This window comes from Nitrosospira sp. CT (assembly GCF_059489795.1).
In genome coordinates this window covers 27,896-49,306 of the sequence record NZ_JCAHZJ010000036.1, presented here as the reverse complement: position 1 = coordinate 49,306, position 21,411 = coordinate 27,896, and the positions used below count along the sequence as shown (strand labels likewise).

Below are 21,411 nucleotides of genomic sequence, written 5' to 3'. Positions count from 1 at the left end.
CAGCAGCAGTAGCAGTAGTAACTAGGGGCAATAACAGAAATCCGCTTCACAAGTCAGTTTTTCCATGGTCGACGCTCAATATCAATATGACTACGATCTGATTATCATCGGCGGCGGTCCGGTGGGCATGGCATTGGCTCTCGCGCTGCGGAACAGCGGGTTGTCGATGCTGTTGCTGGAGGCGCGCGGACTGCCGGAAAAAGCGGAAGATCCGCGGCCTCTGGCATTATCCCAGGGCAGCCGGCTTGTCCTGCAGCGCCTGGGTGTCTGGAAGACCCTATCCGACGTTACTCCTATCTTCACCATCCATGTCTCCAACCAGGGCGGGCTCGGCCGGACCGTCATGATGGCCCGCGAAATAGGCGTACCCGCCCTGGGATATGTAGTGAATTACGATGATGTATTCCGTGCGATGCACAAGGCTCTTCAAAAGTGCGAGAGGGATTGCCTGACAGGAGCGCAGGTAACCCATATGGAAACGGGTGATGGGTTTGGACGGGTGGAATTTAAGCATGGGGAGATAACAAAAAAGGCCACAGCTAGGCTGCTGGTGGTGGCAGACGGGGGCCGTCTCACTGCGCAGATCGAAGGCATCACGCAGCAGGTGCATGACTACGAGCAATGGGCGATTGTTGCGCGTGTAAAGACCGAGCATTTTGAGGAGCATTTGGCGGAGCAGGCTTCCGGAACGGAATTATCAGGTACGAAACAAACATTTGCCCGAATTCGAACGAGACCGGGAATGCAGTCTTCGCAGGTAAGGGCTGCGGAGGGCGCTCCTCGAGGTCGTCAACCGGGTGTGGCTTATGAACGCTTCACTCCGGAGGGTCCCGTTGCATTATTGCCCGCGGGTGATGGCTTTGCGCTGGTATGGACCGTTTCTCCCGACAAGGTGCAGGAAATTCTTGGCCTGGATGACACCGCCTTTCTTGAGCGGTTGCACGGCCATTTCGGCGATCGCCTCGGCAAATTCATTGAAGCCGGCAAGCGCTCCGGTTTCCCCCTTGCACTCAAGTATGCGACTCCTGTCACCGCCTCCCGTACCGTGTTGATTGGCAATGCTGCCCAAACCCTGCATCCGGTTGCGGGGCAGGGCTTCAACCTGGGCCTGCGCGATGCCTGGGAGCTGGCTGAGGAAATCATCGCGTTTCCCGCTGAAACCGGTACGCCTGCCATGCTTGGCCGCTACAGCAGCAAGCGCCGCTTGGACAGCAGCATGGGGCGTACCTTCACGGATTCACTGGTGAAACTCTTTTCCAACGACAATCCCTTCTTAGGCACCGTGCGCGGCATGGGGCTAAGCGCGCTCGACTGCCTGCCGCAACTCAAAAAGTTCGTTGCGCGGCGCATGATGTTCGGCGCGAGAGGTGGATCCTGAGGATGAGGTTGAGATCGCGCAAGCCCGCTCCACCGTCTCCCCCGCCCATTCGTGAATCGCAAAAACGGATAAGGGCCAGAGCGGTTTGAAACAAGATAACGCGCCGGAAAAGGCTTTGCATGCATGGCGAAATCTGCTTTCCAGCAATGGATTTGCCTCGCCATAAATCGTCTGGTACTCTCTCGTTGCCGCGGCGGCCCTTCTCCGGAGGCCTTATCGAAAGGGCAGGGCCGCTACTCTAATCTGCAATAGCTGTTAGAATTACGTCCATTCTCATCCCTTGCTCGTCACCGCATTTTGGCGGGCTAGTTCAGAATCATGAAAATCGGTTCTCATATTCTCAAAAATAACCTTATCGTGGCGCCTATGGCGGGGGTGACTGATCGCCCCTTCAGGCAATTGTGCAAAAGCATGGGCGCCGGAATGGCTGTGTCCGAAATGGTATCGAGCAATTCGCTCCTCTGGGGCTCGGAGAAGACGCGGCGCCGCGCCAATCATGAAGGCGAGGTGGACCCGATCTCGGTGCAGATTGCCGGCGCCGATCCGGCGATGATGGCAGAAGCTGCGCGCTACAATGTCACACAAGGAGCCCAGATCATCGACATCAACATGGGTTGTCCCGCCAAGAAGATTTGTAATGTCATGGCAGGCTCTGCATTGCTGCAGGACCCGCCGCTGGTGGGGCGTATCCTCGATGCCGTCGTAGGTGCGGTGAGTGTGCCTGTCACCCTCAAAATTCGCACCGGGTGGGATACCCAGCACAAGAATGCCCTCTCCATTGCCCGCATTGCCGAGAATGCCGGCATCCAGGCGCTTGCCATCCATGGACGGACTCGCGCCTGTGCTTATACCGGCCATGCCGAATACGATACCATTGCGGCAGTAAAGGCTGAGGTGGGGATTCCCGTTGTCGCCAATGGGGACATTACGACACCGGAAAAAGCAAAACATGTTCTTGACTATACGGGAGCGGATGCCGTCATGATCGGCCGCGCAGCACAAGGCCGCCCCTGGATCTTTCGCGAGATCAGTCACTATCTCGCTACCGGCTCACACCTTCCACTGCCTGAAGTGGCTGAGATTCACCGTGTACTCGTCGCACATTTGCACGATCTGTATAGCTTCTATGGCGAGTATTCGGGGGTGCGCATCGCCCGCAAGCATATTTCCTGGTACACCAAGGGACTGGTCGGGTCTGCGGGTTTCCGTCATGCCATGAACCAGCTGCAGTCTACTGATCAGCAGTTGTCTGCGGTTAACGACTTTTTCAGTGAGCTTGCCGGCTACGGGCGGCGGCTGACCTACGTCGAGGCTGAGGAGTTGGTGGCATGAGCATAATCAACGAAAACGATATCGCGCGGTGCGTACGCAAAACAGTCGAAGATTACTTTAACGATCTCGACGGCGAAAAGCCGCATGCCATCCACGAAATGGTGATACGTAGCGTGGAAAAGCCTTTGATCGAACTGGTCATGGAACGAGCCGAGGGTAATCAAACCCGTGCGGCCGAATTGCTCGGCATCAACCGCAATACGCTGCGCAATAAAATGAAGCAGTATCAGATCAAATAGACGATCAGGCAAAGCTGCCGTTACACGCCTGAATGGTCAGTCCCAAGCGGGCCAGTTAATGATTGTAATGCATCACGCCACAGACCCGATCCTGATTCAGTAAAAATACGAATGTCGATTAAACAAGCCCTGATTAGTGTTTCAGATAAAAGCGGTATTGTCGGACTCGCACAAGAACTGCGCAAACTCGGAATAGCCATCCTGTCTACCGGCGGCACTGCCAAGCTGCTGAGGGATGCCGGCATTGAGGTGACCGAGGTCGGGGATTACACCGGATTTCCGGAGATGCTGGATGGGCGGGTCAAAACCCTGCATCCCAAAATACATGGGGGAATTCTGGCAAGACGGGATTTGCCCGAGCATGTGTCCGCACTGGAAAAGGCGGAAATTCCCGCCATCGATCTGGTAGTGGTGAATCTATATCCTTTCAGCCAGACAGTGGCGCGGCCGGATTGCAGCCTGGAAGAGGCCATTGAAAATATCGATATCGGCGGCCCGACCATGGTGCGCGCTGCTGCCAAGAACTACCAGAGCGTGGCCGTAGTCACCGACCCGGCGGATTATCCCGCGTTACTTGACGAGATGAAGGCCGCCGGAGGCGCCGTCACGCCTGAGTTCCGGTTCCGGCTGGCGTGCAAGGCGTTTTCGCATACAGCCACCTATGATGGGGCGATCAGCAATTATCTCACCTCCATCGAAGGGGAAAATGCACGGTACCGTACCTTTCCGGAACGCCTGAATCTCAATTTCAGCCTGGCGCAGCCTCTGCGCTACGGGGAAAACCCACATCAGGAGTCCGCCTTTTACCGCGACCCGCAACTTGTTCCCGGCAGCCTTGCAAGCTACAGGCAGTTGCAGGGCAAGGAGCTCTCTTACAATAACATCGCAGATGCGGATGCCGCTTGGGAATGCGTAAAGACGTTTGATTCTCCAGCCTGTGTCATCATCAAGCATGCCAATCCTTGCGGCGTGGCAGTCGCCGATTCGCCACTCGCGGCTTACAAGCTTGCATTTGCAACCGATCCCACTTCCGCATTCGGCGGCATTATCGCTTTCAATCGCACCTTGGACGCCCCCGTTGCCGAAGCGGTGATGAGCCAGTTTGTCGAAGTGATCATCGCGCCGCAAGTGACCGACGAGGCAAGACAGATGCTCGCGCTTAAAACCAATGTGCGCGTGCTGACCGTGTCGCTTGACGTACCACCTGAAACGGGGAGCAACGCCTGCGACTTCAAGCGTGTGGGGGGAGGATTGCTGGTGCAGACTCCGGACAGCCTCAACGTTACCGTGGACCAATTGAAGGTGGTGACCAAAGTCCAGCCAACGACACAGCAATTGCAGGACTTGCTGTTTGCCTGGCGGGTGGCGAAATTCGTCAAATCGAATGCAATCGTCTTTTGTGCCAATGGACAGACCCTCGGCGTGGGCGCCGGGCAGATGAGCCGGGTGGACAGTGCCCGCATTGCTTCGATCAAGGCCGGGAACGCTGGGCTCACCCTGGCAGGCTCAGTGGTGGCTTCCGATGCCTTCTTCCCTTTCCGCGACGGGCTGGATGTCGTCGTCCAGGCAGGCGCAGTGGCGGTCATCCAGCCGGGTGGTAGTGTACGCGACGAAGAAGTGATCGCTGCGGCAGATGAACAAGGGGTGGCGATGGTATTTACCGGCGTGCGTCATTTCAGGCATTGAAGCATGGAAAAGGGGTTGCCCGATGCAAGCGCCGCTAAGTGCGTCTATAGCGCGTTGAATGCCTGGTGATATGAATTTCTTTGTTTCCTCCAGGTTATCAATTTTTGCTTTTCTCATGAATACCTCGATCAACGCAACCAATACCGATAGGCGCGGTTAGCACAGGTCAACTTGCAAGGCTACCTTCAGTTCTGAATTAAGAGATATGAAACTACTTGTAATCGGCAGTGGAGCCCGAGAACACGCCTTGGCGTGGAAGCTGCTCGAGTCCTCGCACAAAAGGTTTCCCGCGACCGTATTTGTCGCTCCCGGCAATGCGGGCACCGAACTCGAAAAAGACCTGAAGAACCTGCCCATCACCGCGATCCCGGACTTGATCGAGTTCGCCAGAAAGGAATCGGTGGCGTTTACCGTTGTCGGGCCGGAAGCGCCCCTGGCGGAAGGTATCGTCGATGCGTTCCGTTCCGCTGGCCTGAAGATCTTCGGTCCTACCCAAAAGGCGGCGCAACTGGAAACTTCCAAGGATTTCGCCAAGGCTTTCATGGGTCGCCATGGCATTCCTACCGCAGACTATGCCACCTTCAGTTCTGCTGCCAGGGCGCACCGGTATGTCGACAAAAAGGGCGTTCCCATCGTGATAAAAGCAGATGGGCTGGCGGCAGGTAAAGGCGTGGTCGTGGCGATGACGCTGGAAGAAGCGCATGCCGCCGTGGACAGGATGCTGGGCGAAAAGCGGCCACGCAAGGCAGGACCGAAGATTGTGATCGAGGAATTTGTGGAAGGCGAGGAAATCAGTTTCATCGTCATGAGCGATGGCCGCCATACCTTGCCACTGGCCACGAGCCAGGATCACAAGCGCCTGGAGGAAGGCGACCAGGGCCCCAATACCGGCGGCATGGGCGCCTATTCGCCAGCGCCGTCGATTACGCCGACGCTCCATGGGAAAATAATGCGGGAAGTTATCCAGCCCGCGATAAACGGGATGGAAAAGGAAGGCGAGCGCTACACCGGTTTTCTTTATGCCGGGCTCATGATTACGCCTGGGGGCGGCATCAAGGTGCTGGAATTCAACTGCCGCATGGGCGATCCGGAAGCCGAGGTCATCCTGCTGCGCCTCAAGAGCAATCTTATCACTCTCATCGAGCATGCCCTGGCGGGGAACCTGGACAAGATAGAGGCCGAGTGGGACCGGCGCACCGCGTTGGCGGTGGTCATGGCGGCGAGCGGATATCCCGATTCTCCCCGCAAGGGCGATGCCATCCAGGGGCTGACCACCTTGCCTGCAATGTTGCCAGCGGAAAAGGATTATCATGTTTTTCATGCGGGTACCGGTACCACAGGGGGCGGTGAAAACGGGGAAGAGATCGTGACGGCTGGTGGACGCGTCCTCTGTGTAGCTGCCTTGGGCGACAGCGTCAGGATGGCGCAGCGCCGAGCTTACGAGATTGCCGGGCAGATCCATTTCGAGGGTTGCCAGATGCGTTCTGATATCGGATATCGGGCCATTAACCACCGTAAATAGCAGTGGACGGGGTGAAAGAAAAAGGAATCAGCAGCAGACAAGTCTATGGGAGATCGCATGAGCACCGCGCAACAAGCCCGGGAGTTCTTCACGGGGCTTCAGCAACGCATCGTGGAGGGACTGGAAAAACTCGATGGCAAGCACTTCCGCCGTGATGAATGGGAGCGGCCGGAAGGGGGCGGGGGCCTGAGCTGCGTGCTGGAAGAGGGTAATGTGCTGGAGCGCGGTGGAGTGAACTACTCGCACGTGTTCGGGGGAGGGCTGCCTGCCTCAGCTACCGCTGCGAGGCCGGAACTGGCGGGAAGGAGTTTCGAGGCAATGGGAGTGTCGCTTGTGCTGCACCCTCGCAACCCCTATGTCCCTACCGTGCATCTCAATGTGCGCTATCTGGAAGCGCGCAAGGAAGGCGCCGAGCCGGTATGGTGGTTCGGCGGGGGCATGGACCTGACCCCCTATTACGGCTTTGAAGAAGACGCAGTACATTTTCACCAGAGCTGCAAGGACGCGCTGCAACCATTCGGCGACGATTTCCATCCGCGCTTCAAGAAATGGTGCGACGAATATTTCTACCTCAAGCATCGCAGGGAGCCGCGCGGTATTGGCGGCATATTCTATGATGACCTGAGTAAACCCGACTTTGATAGCTGCTTCAATCTGACGAAGAGTGTGGGCAATCACTTCCTGGATGCCTACGTCCCGATCCTGGAGCGGCGGAAGAGCACGCCCTACGGCGAGCGCGAACGCGACTTTCAGGCTTACCGCCGTGGCCGCTACGTCGAATTCAATCTCGTGTGGGATCGGGGAACCCTGTTCGGCCTGCAATCGGGCGGTCGTACTGAATCCATCCTCATGTCCCTGCCCCCGGTCGTGAAATGGCGTTACGGCTGGAAGCCGGAGTCGGGCAGCGTGGAAGATAAGTTATACACGGACTTTCTGATCGGGAAGGATTGGGTGTAAGTCGTTATAGCTCAGTGCTGAAACTCCTGCTGCTTTGCGGCATACTACGGCGCAACGGTTTGTTATAAAATATGCAATTAATGGGGACGTAGCTCAGCTGGGAGAGCGTCGCGTTCGCAATGCGAAGGTCGGGAGTTCGATCCTCCTCGTCTCCACCAATACCCTGTCTAAAGTAGTCCAGCTTCATACATAGAACCCGCTTAAATCCAAGAGATTCGCGGGTTTTTTGTTGTCTGCCGTTCATTCCCGTCTATTGCAATCGAGCTATCAAAGGGGGCATAATTTCGTCATAAATGCCCCCAATGCAGAATTGATGCCCCCAATCACCTGTTCGTCATGAAGCTAAACGATGTGGCTGTGCGCAAGGCAAAGCCAGAAGCCAAGCCCTATAAGATAGCGGACGGTGGGGGCATGTACCTCGAAGTGATGCCGAATGGCTCGAAATATTGGCGATTCAAGTACCGTTTTGGAGGAAAAGAAAAACGACTCGCCTTTGGAGTTTATCCTGATGTTTCCCTGAGTCTTGCGCGGCAACGGCGCGGCGATGCGCGCAAGCTGCTGGCAAACGATGTAGACCCGGGCGTGGTTAAGCAGCAATCTAAGCGCGCAGGCAAGGAGAATGCAGCAAACAGTTTCGAGGCAATCGCCCGCGAGTGGTTCGCCAAGTTTTCCCCGCAGTGGGCGCCCTCCCATGCTGACAAAATCATCAGCCGCCTGGAAAATGACGTTTTCCCCTGGATTGGGAATAAACCTATTGCAGACATTACGCCTCCTCAGCTACTTGCGGTAATCCGCCGGACCGAAAGCCGCGGAGCATTGGATACAGCGCACCGGGTAAAGCAAAATTGCGGGCAGGTATTCCGATATGCCGTGGCCACCGGTCGGGCAGAGCGCGATCCCTCTCAGGATCTGAAGGACGCTATTCCGTCTACCAGGAAGAATCATTTTGCTTCGATCACAGACCCTACCCAGGTCGGGGAGCTGTTGCGCGCAATACAGGGCTTTAGAGGCACGTTCGTAGTTCAGTGCGCCTTACGCCTAGCCCCAATGCTTTTCGTGCGTCCTGGGGAGCTACGGCGCGCTGAATGGAAGGATATTGACTTTGATAAACCCGAATGGCGCTATTTCGTCACCAAGACAAAGACGGAACATTCTGTTCCTCTGGCTCATCAAGCGGTAGCAATTCTCCGCGAGCTCGAGGCGCTGACAGGAGCCGGGCAGTATGTCTTTCCGGGGCGCGACCCCAAAAAGCCTATGAGCGATGCTGCGATCAATGCAGCCTTGCGCCGGATGGGCTACGACACCAAAACGGAGATAACGGGACACGGTTTCCGGGCTATGGCTCGCACTATCCTGGCGGAAGAGCTGCACCAAAAACCTGAAGTTATTGAGCACCAACTCGCGCATAAAGTACCCGATGTCCTAGGAGCTGCCTACAATCGTACGAAGTTTTTAAAAGAGCGTCGGGAGATGATGCAGCTGTGGGCGAATTACCTAGACCGGGTTAAAGCCGGCCCTGAAGCCGTGCCTGTAACGGAGTGAAATAGAGCAAATGACGACTCGGGTTATACACCTTTCTTTCAATCTAAAACTGCTCGGCGAAGCACTAATGAAGCAGTACAAATCTTCCGAAGAGGAGATATACAAGGAGTTTGAAAAACTCGGTTTTAAAAGTGAGGAAGAAAAGGCATGGTTTCAATCGTTCTCCTTTGCTTTCTCTTTCAGAAATGAGGAAGGTGGGTCGGAGAAATTAAAATTTGTGCCGCCCCTGCCAGAAACACTGAACGCCAGCATTGGCAAAATGAAAAGTCTAGAGGGGCTCGCATTCGCTAGTTTTGACGGGCTACCTGATCAGATATTCGACACTATTAAGGCGTTTTCCGTCTTGGGAATGGCGGCAGCGACCCTAGACATGGCTGCGCTGAGATTTACGAAAAAAGAAGATTATGATGAGTTCGTCGATTCAGTGTTCGCAGCGCGGGAGGCACTTGCGGGGTACCGATTGAGAATTCGAGGGATCCAGCATAAAAAACTTGTGGCTAGAGCAAACGCTCTGAAGAGGCATCATGAAACTTACATGCTTCGGAATGAAGTTGTTGAATATTGGAAAGCCAATATTTCCCGATCCTTGTCGAACGAGAAAGCAGCTGATGAATTGTTAAAGACATTCCCCCTGTCGCATCGAAAGCTGAAACAGTATGTGGCGGCAGCCAAACGCGAAGGTACACCCTGCTAGCATGATGTACCCCCTCCTTGTATAAAGTTCGCCGTGCTCGCAAGTAGGCTTATTTCTTTTATTGCCATGTAGTTAAATGCTTTCCCATACAGGGCCGCACGGGGCGGCGCTGGGCGATCCGTAGCAAAGGAAAGCAATATGGGAAACACAACGCAACAAACAACTCCCCAACCACAGTTTTACCGCCTGCCGCAGCTCAAAGCCCGCCTTAGCGTATCAGGCTCGAGCATCTGGGCCTGGGTGAAACAAGGTAAATTCCCAAAGCCAGTTAAGCTGGCCGCTAACACTACCGCATGGACTGCCGCCGATGTGGATGCGTGGGCGCAATCCCGCATCACTGCCAGTCGGCAAGAGGGTTGAGGGAAAGAGCATGGCGTTTCCCTTGACATTCGCATCACACCAGGATTATGCTTTCCATACCTCTGCAAATTCAGAGGCCGAGATTGGCGTCTCGGGAAGTAAGGCGGACAAACCGCCGCTGAGCGGTTTTTTTACGTCCGTAGCATGGCCATCACCCTTTATGGGTGGCTCGTGTGGGGAGCCTTCGGGCTCGCCGGTCCTTACTCCGGTACGCCAACCTGCACGAGTCCGCCCACCCGATTGGCGTCGGGGAGCGGATTACTTAAACCGCTTAGTAAGGAGTCATACCATGCCCAAGGCATCCAAATGCGCACTCGCGCTAGTTTCACTCACCCCTCCCGATCAGTTAGACCCGGTAATTAAGGAACTGCACGAGGTTTCAGACCTTGCCGAGTTCCTATGTACGTCCGTGATGCGGGTGCAGGATACTCAAGAAGGAAATTTTTCCCTTTCATTCGGGGAAAGCTCTGCGCTCATCAAACTAATGCAAAGCGTAACTGAGCGTCTCGTTGATGCAGCTACAAGCCTGGAAGACCTCAGGTTTGACCTCAAAAAGGAGGCAGCGAGCCATGAGTAAGACTAACCATGCGTTCGCGCAACCCTTACCAACCAATCCAACTAGAGAGCTGGTTAATGCGTCAGACCTTCTTTTAGAAGCCCGTCTCATTGCTTCATTCATTCACTCTATTGGGCTCGGTCCTGCTGGACATGGGATTGAGCTCAATGAAGATCAGACATCAGGATTTTGCTATGTGATGAGAGACATGATGGATCGAATCCAAAAGGCTGACGAATTGATGGGGAGGGCGCTTGGCTCCCTTAGGGACAATCGGGAGGGCGAATAATGAGCCTCACAAAAGAAAACGCCCTGGGGGGCACCAGGGCGAATTTCCAAAACAAACCGCAATCAGATTATAAACGACTCCCGCCCTACGGCAAGCAGTTGATGACTATCCGGGAAGCTGGAAAAGCACCTTCCAGGATGGTGATAGTTGCTTTCGATTGGGATCTGGGTAAGGCCTATCCCCGAATCATCATCCCAAATGATCTCGCCCCAGTAGAGATTGGATTCATATTCCTGGCTGGCCTGCCTGTTCAAATAGCCTACCGCAACAAAGACGCGCACCGAGTGGATGCCGTTGTACAGGAGATAGCCAAGGTTAATCCCTGCTTCCTTGCAACGTTCGCGCTTGACCTTGCCGGTACCGGCGCTGCCTGGGCAATCCTTAAGCCGTACCTTGCAATACAGGAGGCCGCATGATGCTAAATGCGATGGAAACCGTAGAGGCAACACCTGAAGCAAAGGCCGCTTTTACCGCTCTGGCCAAGGTAATCAAAGCTCCGCAGCAATTGCAGGTGGTGGGGCTTCACGACTTCATAGCGATGGAGTTGCCTCCGAGAGACACAATGCTGGCTCCCTGGCTGATGACTCAAAGTCTGAACATGATCTATGGATGGCGTGGGGTCGGCAAAACACACGTCAACCTGGGGATCAGTTACGCGCTGGCTTGTGGCGGCACTTTCCTTAACTGGAAGGCAGACAAGCCAAGACGGGTTTTACTTGTAGATGGCGAGATGCCTGCACCAGCCTTGCAGGAACGGCTTGCGGCAATCATTGCATCAAGTGGCATAGAGCCCGACCCGGGCTTTCTTTCTATTGTCACCCCTGACCTGCAGAGCGGAGCAATGCCCGACCTCTCTACAGAGGAAGGGCAACAAGCGATTAGCAATGTTGCTGAACGTGTAAAGGCAGAACTCATAGTGCTGGATAACCTTTCCTGCTTGGTGCGCGGTGGAGGCCGTGAGAACGATGCTGAAAGCTGGGTAAGTGTCTCTGAATGGGCCCTGCTCCAGAGACAAGCAGGCCGAAGCATTCTCTTTATCCACCATAGCGGAAAGAACGGACAACAACGCGGAACTTCAAAGCGCGAGGACTTATTGGATGTTGTTATCTCCCTTCGAAGGCCAGCCGACTATGACCCCGCCTCGGGCGCTTGCTTTGAAATCCACTACGAGAAAGCCAGGCATTTATCGGGTAATGATGTTGATCCGATAGAGGCTCAATTGACTGTGGACTCTCACGGCATGAGTACCTGGGCGTGGCGTCCTGTCTCCGAGTCAACGTATGACAGGGTTGTGGCACTGGCAAATGAGGGTTTGTCGCAGGCTGAAATAGCGGTAGAGCTAAACATCCACCGATCTACCGTGATGCGGATCTGGCGCAAAGCAGACGAGGCCGGGTTACTGGAACAAAAGGTCACGGCCAAGGGGCGCAATCAGTATCAGAAAGGGGGTAAAGGGGAATGAATGCACCGTTAAACAGGAGCTTGTTGCATGTTGCGTCTCCTAGGGAATGCAACACGCAACAACCACCCCTATATTACGCAACAAGCTATGCAACAAGCACGCAACAACCACCCGTTAAACCCGCGTCATTGCTCGATCTAGCACGCAACAAGCTATGCAACAACCACGCAACAAGCTCCCAAAAAGACACGCAACAAGCTCCCCAAAAACAGGGGGTGGATGTTGCGCGGTTAGAGCTCATCAATTTGGTTCGTTTCATCGCTGACTTCCACGGCTTTACCGAGGAAGATCATGACGAAGCGCTAGCCATTGCCCTAGCTGATTTTGATAACGCACTGGTTTGTTTCAGGGCGCTGAAACAGGATGCGCTGTCTATGGGCTCTTCCATGCGATTTAAATCGGCAGGCAATATTTGCCCTTCACCCGAGGCAAAAGAACTCAACCTGCGCCTTCCTGACGTGAGGGAAGAAACAGTATGAGCCGCGAGCATATGGGGGTGGGGTATTCTTTAAGCCACATGGCTCTAGAGCGCGCTCGGAGGTCCGCTTTCATAAACGTAATCATTTTTTCTAAAAAGGGAAAAATTCAGATGAATAACGAATTGAATAGTGCAATAGAAGTTTTGACGGATCACTTCATTCTCGGCCAGGAAAAAACCAGTCAGGAAGTGAGCCAAGCCCTGGATAAGTTAATCGAGGTCAAGCCATTCGAAGAACTAGGCCGCAAGGTCTGCCTGGCGATGCTGAAGGCGAATGTCGCGGCATTGCAGACAAAGCGCGCCGTGTTAGTTGCCGGTCTGGATTCAGAGGGACCAACGCAATGAATGAGACTGAAGACAAGCTCCTGAGGATGAAAGGTGCGGCGGATATGCTGGGGATCAGCCGTCACACATTGCGCCGCCTGATGAAGAAGGATCCAACATTTCCTCGTTTCATAGAGCTCACACCCGGCATACGAATGGTGCGTGTGCGAAATATCAAAGCCTGGCTGCGTAAAAAAGAGGTGGAATCCCTAAGAAATATTTGATCCGCGCCTGTTGCTCCCACTTGATACCAATATTGCAATTGCGGCGCACAATTGCTTTATTGGACAATAAAAACTCCAAATAAACAAAGGAGTAGGAAGTGGAAAGTATACAGGCGTTACGCCTTCGTCGTGATGAACTGACAGCAGTTCTACAAAACCTTGTGAACAAGGAAAAGACCCCGGAATGGACTTCTGAGCATCAGTCAAAGTATGACAGGGCTATGGCTGAAGTGGAGGTCGTAGATGGGAAGATTAAAGCCCATCAGTTAAAGATGGAGCAGATCGCCAACGGCGTCACAGACGTCGGCGGTACCCCGGAATGGCATAACATCGATACCGGACGAAAAATCCCGGTAGCTTATGCCAAGAATGGAAAATTCAGCCCTGAGTTAAATAACGCATTCCCCAATAGGGAATTCAACTCCAACCTCCCCAAGGCCGGGATGGGAGAGTTTCTCCGCGGCGTAGGTGGTATGAAAATTACCGATACGGTGCGCAATTCGCTCCAGATCGGCACGGACAGTGCAGGCGGTTTTACTCTTCCCTCTTATCTGCAGCTCCAGCTTCTCCATGCTATGGTCCCTGCAAGCGCGCTGCTTACCGCCGGTGCAGGTGTAGCCAAGCTGGAAGAAGGAGCGAAGAACTACCGGATAGCTGCGATCGATACCGTACCTTCGGCAGCGTGGCGCCTGGAAGCCGGTACTCTCGCCACCAGCGAGCCTACCTTCCGCGCAGTGGACATCACGCCTCAATCCTTGAGCTTCCAGTTCAAGGTAAGCCGGGAACTGCTAGCGGATTCAGATAACCTCGACCAGGCGCTTACCATAGCGATTGCCCAGGCATTCGCCAAGGAGATAGATCGGGCTGGCTTAAGGGGTAGTGGCACGGCGCCAGAGATCAAGGGCATCTTGAATACTACTGGCATCCAGACTGTAACCAATGGGGCCAATGGCGCCTCCCTTGCCACTACAGCATATGCCAACTTCATCTCTGCGATTCAGTCGATTCTGGCGGTGGATGGCCCCATGCCGACAGCCGCGATCATGAGCCCCCGTTCGCTGACTGTCCTGGCCGGTCTGCTCGATACCACCAATCAACCCCGCCGGCAGCCCCCTATTCTCGACAATACCAGGTTCATTGCAACCAGTCAGATCCCCAACAATCTGACCGTGGGTACCTCGAACGATTGTTCAGAGATTTATATCGGGAACTTCTCTAACCTGATTTATTTCATGCGGGAAGGTGTATCGATCCAGGTATTACGCGAACTGCATGCGGGGACCGGTGAGATCGGATTTGCCTGCCATACCCGCCTTGATGTGGCGGCAACCTATCCGAAAACACTGGCTCTGGTAACCGGCGTCAGACCTTAACGAAGAGCAGGCAGGCTCAGCCTTGAATGAGCCCGATCAGTCGGATAGTGCGACAACCCCGAAAGCCAGCGGCCGCTACTCCAATAGCTGCGCGGCTGGCAAAAGAAACCCTCGGCCTGAAAACCGGGGGTTTTTAATGGGTAGGGGGTGGGCAAAACTTTGAAGCTTTCTCCCTTGGACACCGCGCGCCTTCCCACGCAGACAAAAAATTCCATATTTCAAATTGAATTCAAATGGCAGGGTATAGAAGGTAATAAAGCCATTGATTTATTTAAATAAAAGCGCATCTTGATTTTTCAATTACGAAATCAAGTTTCAGCAAATGGCGGGCTGCTGGCATGAAATAGTAGGACTGACTCACCCCGGAGTATTATGCCGCGCTGACAGGCTGATAGTGGAGCATGCAGCGCATATCCTTGCTCTACTGAGGGAGGGGGACTGGACCGGCAACAGGGCGTTGCTGACCCGTTTAGAAGCTGTGCTGGGGAAGCTGGGGATGAGTCCGGCGGATCGGTCCAAGGTTTCGATATTAAAGACCGATGGAGCAGAGAATCCTTATGGGGAGTTTGGGTAATAATGTCCCTTTTAATGCATGGATAAAATTTAAGTGGAGAAGCGCAGATTTATCTAACTTCCCCACATCGTAGGATAGCGCCTAAGACGAACTCATTATCTAGAGCAAGTCGGGGATCTCTATGACGCCGAAATCGTGGGGATTGATCAACTGAGAGCTTTTTCTTTTCACGTGCACGTTGCCGCTGCACCGAACAAAGGATTGTCTGTCATGAGCGAGAACAGCGTTGTGGTAATCGTCCCCAGAAAGCTCGATTTGCACATTGCGTTCCACATCATCAACTCTTGCTTGAATCGTAACGGTTCCTAAGTCATCACCCTTTGGTCTGTTGAGTTTCTTGACGAAACCTATGAGTGTACGATTCTCAAGAACGTAGTCACCTTTATAGTAGTCCGAGGCCTTAGCCAAGGCCTCGACGTGAATCTCGTCGAACTCAAAGACCCTAGGCTTGCTCGTAAACATCGTACTAGAAGAAGCAGCAATCTTGATCTCAAAGGAGCGATTCCGTTCAGCGCCACTGAAGCCAAGAAGTGCATCACACATATTAGCGCTTGCACCTTTCTGAACTGCTGCTTCAAACACCTTCAAGTCATGGTGTTCTTCATAGACTTCGCTCGCCTGTTTGAGTGCTTCCAAGCTGGTGATGAGGTTTAGCGTGACCGTTTCGGCGGGTAGCGTCTTGTCAACGGTTTGTGCCTGAACTGCAGCATTGCCTTGAACTGGGGCAATAACATTGACAACGTAGCTTCCGACCTCAGTTTGACCTAACAAGAGGCTATCCACGTATGCGCGTGCATCCTTCGAGGGGGCGCCCGTGAATTGCTTCCTCTTTGCATGAATGGACATCGCTGCAGAGGACAGGAGTTCTTTCGCCTTCGAGATCAGTAGCACGCCATCATTGATTGGGATAGTACCATCCTTGGTATCAGCGTGGATTACTCGCACAGTGATGACATTCGCAAAGAATCGAACTACATCACTAATAACCTCCACCACAGGGCGCTGCTCGTATGAAGCGACAGCTGAAAGGGCGTCTTTTAGACGTTGTCTATAATCCTTAACTGTTGGCGCCAGAGGAAGCACAACCTCAGCATCTTCGCTGTCTAGGCGATGCCAAACAGTTGCAATGCTCCTGATTTTTCCATCCTGCGTCCACAGCTTGTTTTGAAGGTATGCCTCCAGCTGTTGAGCGTTTACACTACCGATGAGCGTGGAAGCCTCGCTCATAACGACTCTCCAAGACTTGCGTGGTACATCATCTGGCGCAGCGCATCCGTTGTGAGTCTCTGTGTCAGTGGCACGTCAACAGTAATCGATGTCGTATTATTGGTGGGCTCAGCATAACGCAGCGAAAGCCAATAGCACAGGTTGAATAGGGCTATATGATCACCGTTGTGCTGAATCCAGTGACCTTTGTCCTCGGGAACCAAGAGCACAACCAAATACCGCGGTGCGATCACATCCTCACCGCGGAGATCATCATAATTTTTCCGCGAAAGTGAGAACTTGATGACGTCATCTGCGACCAGATTCTGCGAGGTACACTTTAGCTGGATTTGAATCTGGGGGTTACGAACCGTGCCCACGTAGCCTCGACCTTGAAAAACGATGTCAATGCTATCGTTATCCACCCTAAAGTCTGCTCGGTTAAACCCGGCGTGAGCTGCTAGCGCAGAGATGTACGCATAATTGAACTCTTCCTTTTGCTTGTTCTCGTCCATGCGTGCGAACTCTCCCTCGCAATAATGATACACAAGGATGCACGAATGGTCATGTTATAGTAATGCTCGTTTTCCCCCGACGTTGGGGTGAAGAAATTTAGCTGGCTTCATGCCCCGTTAGATGTTTGTCAAGGTGTGAAATGTTCCGCCTCGAGCGGGTTTTTGTTGCCTGCTATATTGAAATGGCAGGGAAGACCACCTCTCTGTCTTTACGCTCCCTTTTCAAGCCCCGCTTCGGAGGGCTTTTGTTTCCATACGTTAGACGAGGTAGAGTACAACTTCTTCCTTTAAGCGGCACATCCTTGGGGGCACAATTGGGGGCATATTTCTTGCAATGTTAAATAAATCCTTTTACTACAAAGAATTAGGTTTCAATTCGAGAGTCCTCGTCCCCTGATACCGCGAATACCATCAACATAACGGTCTAGTTTTCGCTGAGCAGAGTCAAGAAAGCCCTCTTGTGATCGGTCCTTTAAAAGACTATATTAAGTTTTCCTAGGATATCACGAGAACATGAATGCGTTACTCATCTCAAGTCAAACCGATCAGCTATCTGAAGGCCAACGCGGCCGAGGTCTTGGCACAACTCGCGGAGCAGCGGGAGCCCTTGGTCATCACCCAGAACGGGGAGGCGAAGGCCGTTCTGCAGGACGTGACTTCATTCGAGGAAACCCAGGAAACCCTGGCGTTATTGAAGATTCTTGCGCTGGGCAACCAGGAAGTGACGGGAGGAAAGATCAAGCCTGTGGCTGATGTCGCTGCCCGTCTGCGCCGCAAGCACTCAACCCCCTGATGCCAGGTTCCAACACGAAGTTCGAGGTGCTGCTTACCCAGGGTGCAGAGCAGGATTTGGAGTCGATTTACGACTATATCGCCGAGCCTGATAGCGTAGTCAGTGCAAACTATGTACTGGACCAGCTAATGGAGGTCGTGGAGAGCTTATTGCAGTTCCCTGAGCGGGGCAGCTACCCGAAAGAGTTGCCCGCTCTGGGTATCAAGGAGTATCGGCAGACGTTTTTCAAACCTTACCGTATGATCTATCGAGTCATCGGGAATCAGGTCATGATTTATCTGATTATCGATGGTCGACGGGACATGCAGTCGGTTCTGGAACGCCGACTGCTGAACGGGTAGTTTGCAGAAAGGGTTTCTGATTTTAGAATCGTCATAGGTAATCCAGGAAGCTGCACGTCAATTTGCGTTTGTCCATTATTTCCATTATGTCGTAATACGGGCTAGACTTAATCCATAAAATGAGCCCATAAGATGAGGAATTAAATGAACTGATTCTCATGGTGAATCAACCTTAGAGAGAGGCTTCCATGGAGATAGCAGGCCAGCCAAAAAAAATCACTGCATTGACACGTGCGCGAGACACGTTAGCAATACCTCTCGCTGGAATTGCCACATTTTTTTATGTTCTATGGCAATTGGTGGTGGAGCAGCAGCTTTTTCTGCGCACCTTTCTTGTGGAGCGTATGGGCAAGCGTGCTGTGAAGAAACTGCCGCTGGGATATTGGAATGTGCTGGCGCTCAAGAGCATCATGTTGTGCCAGCATCTGTCCCACAATCCGAGCCTGTTCCGGGATGCGCGCAAGCGTACCGAATCGCGTATCCTGCAACGCTTGCAGGACAGGGGGGTGGCGCGCAGGCAGGTTCTCCCCATCACTGAATATCAACCCGGCCAGATAGAGCCGAATTGGTTTTACCGGGAGCACGTGAAGCGCGGTGTTCCGTGCATTATGCGAGGGTTCGTGGGTAACGCGCCAATCGACTGGACGCTCGACAAACTTGCGGAACGTTTTCCGGATACCATCGTCCAGGCTCTGGACAAGCGGAGCAAGAAGATGGTGAATGTCTCTCTGCGCGAGATCGCGGAGGATCGCCGCTGCAATTACATTCCGCAGCAATTGTTGCTCGATCAAAATCCAGCTTTCTACGAATACTTCCGCATTCCGCGCTCGCATGCCTATTTTCCTGTCATGGGGCGGCCCTCGAAGCCGGTACTGAGCTTTCTGATCTTGGGTTTGGGAGCGGGATTGAACGCGAACTACCACTGTGAGGAAGGACCCAACTGGTATCTTGCCGTTTCCGGCTCCAAGCGCTGGACCTTGATCGAATCCGAATATTCCTGGTTGCTATATCCGGCCGCTCTTGGCAATGGCATGCGCCGGTTTGCGGAGTTCAGCGCGAACGAGGAAGGAGAACCGGGCGATCCGGGTGCGTACCCCCTGGTGGAATATGCGCCGCGTTATGAGTTCGATCTCCGTCCCGGTGACGTTCTGTTTTTCCCCGCCTGGATGTGGCACAAGACAATCAATCTCGATGAAGAAGGCCTGGGGATCACCTGCCGCTACACCGCGCCCACCGAAATCTCCAACAGGTATTTCCGCGCCCTGCAACTGCTCTCAGGGGGTTTCTGGAAAAGCTGCGTGGAAGTCATCAGTTGCAGCATAAGAGGTAATATCGCCTCGCTCGCCAGTGATACTGACCATAACGAACAGGAAACAGTGTTGTATTGAACGAAATCCCATCTGTCAGCGGCATAGGTATTGCTGTCCGCACAGGTGGCTTATGCTTACGCTGCTGTGAAAATGCCTGCATCTGCCAAGAGACTGGCTCTACCTGCCGTAGAACCGGAAAGAAATGCGCGCAGCTGCGAACAGGCAGCAGGCCAATTTTCATCTCCTTTGGCTTCTCTTTTTGCGCTTCTCCTTCCTCTATGAAATGCCCTGCCAACTCTTTCCCCCTCTGCATCTAACCTTTACAAATACCCAATCTCTACTATAGTCATAATAGGCTGCCCAACGAAATTCCCTCAGTTCGCAGGAAAAGGTAACTATACGCCAGCAGCGATTCCTGGACAGACTTCACCGGTTGACCCGCTAGGTGATCCCCGGGGATCGCAAACATACTCGTTCCACGCACTGGAGCACCTGGAAAAAACCAGCCTGACGTATTCATTCCAGGGTTGAGCTGGCCCGCTAAACAACAAAGGAGAATTCGATGAGTGATGGACCGGTAGTGCTTGGGGTGAACCGCACGCAGGATGCAAGCATCTGCCTGATGCATGGATCACAGGTGGTATACGCAATACAAAAAGAACGGCTCACAAGGCGGAAGCACCACTGGGGAAGACTCGACGATTTCCGCAACGCATACGCACCGCATCTTCCCGAGCTTGGCAAGCCGATCGATGTTCTCGTCGAATGCTATTCATCCGACAGCGAGATAAAAAATCTTTCTGCGTATGAGCAGGAGATGGCCGAAATATTGAAATTCTCGCCTGACTGCCAGCGCAAGCGCATCTCACACCATCTCGCGCATGTCTACAGCGTGTTTCATCCATCCCCATTTGACAAGGCCGCAGTGATGATCATCGATGGTCAGGGCAGCCCGGTTTCAGAATTCACCGAGAAATGGAGCGGAGCGGACAGCGTGCCTCCGGGTTGGCGTGAAGTCTCCTCGTTCTATCAGGCAGATAGAGAGCGGATCGAATGCATCGGCAAGCAATTGTGGGACCGTAACGAGCGGCGTCTGGTCGGGCTTGGAATGTTCTACTTCCTGCTGACACAAGCGGTTTTTTCAGGTGAGGGCAACGAAGGCAAGGTGATGGGTCTCGCCCCGCATGGCAACCCGAACGCGCTTGGCCTGCCGCCCCTGGAAGTGGACGGTCCGCAGGTGACGATTCCCGACCGGTGGATGGAAATTCTGCGGGATCGCAATCGTTTTCGCTATGCTGCTGGCGATGCTTCCCGTTTTGCCGATAGCGCCGATCTGTCCGCTGCCGGCCAGCGTGCCTTTGAGGAGGCGGTGCTCGAAGTTGCCCGCTGGCTGCACGCCCAAACCGGTGCGGAGAACCTGTGCTTTGCCGGAGGCACCGGTCTTAACTGTTCCACCAATGATCGCCTCCTGCGTGAAACTCCCTTCCAGCGCGTCTTCATTCCTCCGGCACCCAGCGATGCAGGCACTTCGCTTGGCTGCGCCGTGTACGGTCTTACCGAGCTGGGCGGTATGCGTTGCGACTATCGGTGGGAGAACGATTATCTCGGGCCCGAGCCGCGCCTGTCGGACATCGAGTCCGCGTTAAGCCGCGCGGATGACCTTGTCGTGGAGCATCTTGAACAACCCGCCGATCTGTACGGGCGTATAGCCGACCTGCTGTCTGCCACCAAGGTGGTCGCTCTCTACCACGGGCGCAGCGAATTCGGTCCGCGCGCACTCGGTCATCGCAGTATTCTGGGGGATCCGCGCCATGGCTACGTGCGTGACTGGATCAACGCCAGAGTCAAGGAGCGGGAATGGTTTCGTCCGTTGGCGCCGGTAGTGCTGCTCGAGCGGGCGGAGGAATTCTTCGATATCCGCCGTCCATCCCCCTTCATGCAGTTCGCTGCTCCGGTCTGGCCCAAGGCCGCCGATATCATTCCCGCTGTCACGCATGTTGACTGCACGGCGCGGTTGCAAACCGTCGGCGCGCAGGATGATCCCTTCCTGCGCGCACTGCTGAAAGCATTCGAAGCCCGCACCGGTGTTCCCGTAGTGCTCAATACGTCCTTCAATCGAAAGGAAGAGCCGATCGTTGAAACGCCTGATCAGGCGCTTGAGTCGTTTCGCCGCACACCGATGCACGCGCTCGCCATGCCGCCCTATCTCGTGCGCAAGCGTATCGAACCCGAGCCGGTCGGTCCTGTCGGGTAGCA

24 protein-coding genes and 1 tRNA gene are annotated in these 21,411 nt (G+C 54.0%); 23 read left to right on the top strand and 2 right to left on the bottom strand.

The window, feature by feature from the left end:
• Positions 1-64: 64 nt before the first annotated feature.
• The 19 genes from AC52W5_RS05870 (at position 65) to AC52W5_RS05780 (ending at position 14,990) form a co-directional block, all read left to right on the top strand.
• Positions 65-1,378 (top strand): FAD-dependent monooxygenase, encoded by a 1,314-nt coding sequence (locus tag AC52W5_RS05870; RefSeq protein ID WP_495670323.1) that lies wholly within the window; start codon positions 65-67, stop codon positions 1,376-1,378.
• A gap of 318 nt (positions 1,379-1,696) precedes the next feature.
• A complete protein-coding gene (gene dusB / locus AC52W5_RS05865; RefSeq protein WP_074975287.1) occupies positions 1,697-2,710 on the top strand; it encodes a tRNA dihydrouridine synthase DusB in 1,014 nt (337 codons plus the stop codon).
• The gene (locus AC52W5_RS05860; protein ID WP_074975286.1) at positions 2,707-2,949 is read left to right on the top strand and encodes a helix-turn-helix domain-containing protein; all 243 of its coding nucleotides are present in this window, start codon (positions 2,707-2,709) and stop codon (positions 2,947-2,949) included. The genes dusB and AC52W5_RS05860 overlap by 4 nt, the downstream gene beginning before the upstream one ends.
• A gap of 111 nt (positions 2,950-3,060) precedes the next feature.
• Positions 3,061-4,635: a bifunctional phosphoribosylaminoimidazolecarboxamide formyltransferase/IMP cyclohydrolase gene (gene purH / locus AC52W5_RS05855; RefSeq protein WP_495670322.1), complete on the top strand. Its 1,575-nt coding sequence runs from the start codon at positions 3,061-3,063 to the stop codon at positions 4,633-4,635.
• Positions 4,636-4,840: 205 nt separating this feature from the next.
• Entirely contained in the window at positions 4,841-6,157 is a 1,317-nt protein-coding gene (purD, locus tag AC52W5_RS05850) for a phosphoribosylamine--glycine ligase (protein ID WP_495670321.1), read from the top strand.
• A 57-nt stretch (positions 6,158-6,214) separates the two neighbouring features.
• The gene (gene hemF / locus AC52W5_RS05845) at positions 6,215-7,114 is read left to right on the top strand and encodes an oxygen-dependent coproporphyrinogen oxidase (protein WP_495670320.1); all 900 of its coding nucleotides are present in this window, start codon (positions 6,215-6,217) and stop codon (positions 7,112-7,114) included.
• A gap of 82 nt (positions 7,115-7,196) precedes the next feature.
• Positions 7,197-7,272, top strand: a tRNA-Ala gene (locus AC52W5_RS05840).
• Positions 7,273-7,450: 178 nt separating this feature from the next.
• Positions 7,451-8,656, top strand: coding sequence for a tyrosine-type recombinase/integrase (locus tag AC52W5_RS05835; protein ID WP_495670319.1), 1,206 nt, complete (start codon positions 7,451-7,453; stop codon positions 8,654-8,656).
• A 10-nt stretch (positions 8,657-8,666) separates the two neighbouring features.
• The gene (locus AC52W5_RS05830) at positions 8,667-9,350 is read left to right on the top strand and encodes a hypothetical protein (RefSeq protein ID WP_495670318.1); all 684 of its coding nucleotides are present in this window, start codon (positions 8,667-8,669) and stop codon (positions 9,348-9,350) included.
• A 138-nt stretch (positions 9,351-9,488) separates the two neighbouring features.
• Positions 9,489-9,710 carry an AlpA family phage regulatory protein gene (locus AC52W5_RS05825; protein WP_133668688.1) on the top strand — a complete coding sequence of 74 codons (222 nt, stop codon included), beginning with the start codon at positions 9,489-9,491 and terminating at the stop codon, positions 9,708-9,710.
• A 289-nt stretch (positions 9,711-9,999) separates the two neighbouring features.
• Positions 10,000-10,287, top strand: a complete 288-nt coding sequence (locus AC52W5_RS05820; RefSeq protein WP_495670317.1) for a hypothetical protein — start codon at positions 10,000-10,002, stop codon at positions 10,285-10,287.
• The gene (locus tag AC52W5_RS05815; protein WP_495670316.1) at positions 10,280-10,555 is read left to right on the top strand and encodes a hypothetical protein; all 276 of its coding nucleotides are present in this window, start codon (positions 10,280-10,282) and stop codon (positions 10,553-10,555) included. The genes AC52W5_RS05820 and AC52W5_RS05815 overlap by 8 nt, the downstream gene beginning before the upstream one ends.
• The gene (locus AC52W5_RS05810; protein WP_495670315.1) at positions 10,555-10,971 is read left to right on the top strand and encodes a hypothetical protein; all 417 of its coding nucleotides are present in this window, start codon (positions 10,555-10,557) and stop codon (positions 10,969-10,971) included. Before AC52W5_RS05815 ends, AC52W5_RS05810 begins: the two co-directional genes overlap by 1 nt.
• Positions 10,968-12,017, top strand: a complete 1,050-nt coding sequence (locus AC52W5_RS05805) for an AAA family ATPase (RefSeq protein WP_495670314.1) — start codon at positions 10,968-10,970, stop codon at positions 12,015-12,017. Before AC52W5_RS05810 ends, AC52W5_RS05805 begins: the two co-directional genes overlap by 4 nt.
• Positions 12,018-12,145: 128 nt before the next feature.
• On the top strand, positions 12,146-12,496 hold the full coding sequence (locus tag AC52W5_RS05800; protein WP_495670313.1) for a hypothetical protein: 351 nt from the start codon (positions 12,146-12,148) through the stop codon (positions 12,494-12,496).
• Positions 12,497-12,606: 110 nt separating this feature from the next.
• The gene (locus AC52W5_RS05795) at positions 12,607-12,840 is read left to right on the top strand and encodes a hypothetical protein (RefSeq protein ID WP_495670312.1); all 234 of its coding nucleotides are present in this window, start codon (positions 12,607-12,609) and stop codon (positions 12,838-12,840) included.
• A complete protein-coding gene (locus AC52W5_RS05790; RefSeq protein ID WP_495670311.1) occupies positions 12,837-13,043 on the top strand; it encodes a helix-turn-helix transcriptional regulator in 207 nt (68 codons plus the stop codon). Before AC52W5_RS05795 ends, AC52W5_RS05790 begins: the two co-directional genes overlap by 4 nt.
• A 98-nt stretch (positions 13,044-13,141) precedes the next feature.
• Positions 13,142-14,416, top strand: coding sequence for a phage major capsid protein (locus AC52W5_RS05785; RefSeq protein WP_495670310.1), 1,275 nt, complete (start codon positions 13,142-13,144; stop codon positions 14,414-14,416).
• Between the two features lie 322 nt (positions 14,417-14,738).
• A complete protein-coding gene (locus AC52W5_RS05780) occupies positions 14,739-14,990 on the top strand; it encodes a hypothetical protein (RefSeq protein ID WP_495670309.1) in 252 nt (83 codons plus the stop codon).
• Positions 14,991-15,089: 99 nt separating this feature from the next.
• Here AC52W5_RS05780 and AC52W5_RS05775 read toward each other — a convergent pair whose 3' ends face one another.
• Together AC52W5_RS05775 and AC52W5_RS05770 are read right to left on the bottom strand one after the other, a co-directional pair.
• Positions 15,090-16,217: a hypothetical protein gene (locus AC52W5_RS05775; RefSeq protein WP_495670308.1), complete on the bottom strand. Its 1,128-nt coding sequence runs from the start codon at positions 16,215-16,217 to the stop codon at positions 15,090-15,092.
• Positions 16,214-16,711, bottom strand: a complete 498-nt coding sequence (locus AC52W5_RS05770; RefSeq protein WP_495670307.1) for a DUF4365 domain-containing protein — start codon at positions 16,709-16,711, stop codon at positions 16,214-16,216. Before AC52W5_RS05770 ends, AC52W5_RS05775 begins: the two co-directional genes overlap by 4 nt.
• 517 nt (positions 16,712-17,228) lie before the next feature.
• Between AC52W5_RS05770 and AC52W5_RS05765 the strand changes: the two genes are divergently transcribed.
• From AC52W5_RS05765 to AC52W5_RS05750, 4 genes are all read left to right on the top strand, one after another.
• A complete protein-coding gene (locus AC52W5_RS05765) occupies positions 17,229-17,504 on the top strand; it encodes a type II toxin-antitoxin system Phd/YefM family antitoxin (protein ID WP_074975283.1) in 276 nt (91 codons plus the stop codon).
• Positions 17,504-17,845 (top strand): type II toxin-antitoxin system RelE/ParE family toxin, encoded by a 342-nt coding sequence (locus AC52W5_RS05760; protein ID WP_495670306.1) that lies wholly within the window; start codon positions 17,504-17,506, stop codon positions 17,843-17,845. Before AC52W5_RS05765 ends, AC52W5_RS05760 begins: the two co-directional genes overlap by 1 nt.
• Before the next feature lie 188 nt (positions 17,846-18,033).
• Positions 18,034-19,233 (top strand): cupin-like domain-containing protein, encoded by a 1,200-nt coding sequence (locus tag AC52W5_RS05755; protein ID WP_495670305.1) that lies wholly within the window; start codon positions 18,034-18,036, stop codon positions 19,231-19,233.
• A 484-nt stretch (positions 19,234-19,717) separates the two neighbouring features.
• Complete coding sequence (locus AC52W5_RS05750) at positions 19,718-21,409, top strand: carbamoyltransferase family protein (RefSeq protein ID WP_495670304.1); 1,692 nt, start codon at positions 19,718-19,720, stop codon at positions 21,407-21,409.
• The last annotated feature ends 2 nt before the right edge of the window (positions 21,410-21,411 follow it).